The 1,090-nt window shown below is 66.9% G+C and carries 1 protein-coding gene; it reads right to left on the minus strand.

The features are described 5' to 3' along the window. On the minus strand, nt 1-1,073 hold a 1,073-nt coding region (locus ACIA8R_RS52985; RefSeq protein WP_397045858.1), incomplete at its 3' end, for an LLM class flavin-dependent oxidoreductase. Between the last annotated feature and the right edge of the window lie 17 nt (nt 1,074-1,090).

Consider the following 1,090-nt stretch of genomic DNA (forward strand, 5'->3'; position numbering starts at 1 on the left):
TTGAGGTGTCTGACGCGTTCGGTGAGGTGGGGGGCGACCTGGGTGCCCAGGAGTTCCAGGTGGCGGCGGAAGGCGTCGGGCTGGCTGTGGAAGTCGTAGTTGTAGACGAGCAGGGTGCCCCAGCCGCCGCAGCGTTCGTATTCGGTGGCCAGGCGTTCGACGACGGTGTCGACGGAGCCGACGATCCACATGTATTGGGCCAGGAGGTCGACGGTGACGTCCTCGGGCTTGATGCCGTCGGGGAGTCCCATGGCGCTGATGTTGTGGGGGATGACCCATTCTTCCTGCTGGCGGCGCAGGGGGGTGGAGGTGGCCAGGGCGTAGGCCTGTTCGTCGGTGTCGGCGACGATGACGTCGCGGACGACGCGCCAGTCGTTGCGGTCGGGGGTGCGGCCGGCGCTGTGGGCGCCTTCGGCGTAGACCTCCCAGTGTCCGGCGAGGTATTCGTCGGTCATGGCGATGCTGAGGGGGATGTCGCCGTTGGCGCCGCCTTGGCGGATGGTGGAGGAGCGGGGGGAGAATCCGGCGCAGGCGATGCGGGGGCCGCCGGGCTGGTAGGGGCGCCAGTGGTTGCCCAGGAGGAGGGGGTTGTCCAGGGGTGGGATGTCGAGGTTGTAGTGCTTGCCGGTGATGGTGAGCTGCTCGCCGGTGTTGGTCCAGATGCGGCGGATGAGGTCTTGGGCTTCTTGGAGCATTTCGTGGTTTTGGGTGGGGAGTTCGGTGCCGAAGAGTTGGGCGTCGGTGGGGTAGGCGCCGGCGCCGAAGCCGACCATGAGGCGGCCGCGGGTGATGTGGTCCAGGGCCATGAGGCGGTAGGCCAGGGCGATGGGGTTGTGGTAGGGGAGGAGGTTGGCGGCGGTGCCGAGTTTGAGGCGGCTGGTTTGCTGGGCGGCTGCGGCGATGTGCAGTTCGGGTGAGGACCAGCGTTCGTAGCCTTCGGTGAAGTGTTCGGAGAACCAGGCTTCGCTGAGTCCGTACACTTCGGCCCATCGGGCTACTTGCATGTCCCAGTCGAACCCGTCGGCGGGGGTGGTGTCGGGTAGTTGATGGGCGTAGAACAGACCGACTTCCATGAAACCTCCGGCGACGA

The organism is Nonomuraea sp. NPDC051191 (assembly GCF_044455665.1).
Classification (GTDB): domain Bacteria; phylum Actinomycetota; class Actinomycetes; order Streptosporangiales; family Streptosporangiaceae; genus Nonomuraea.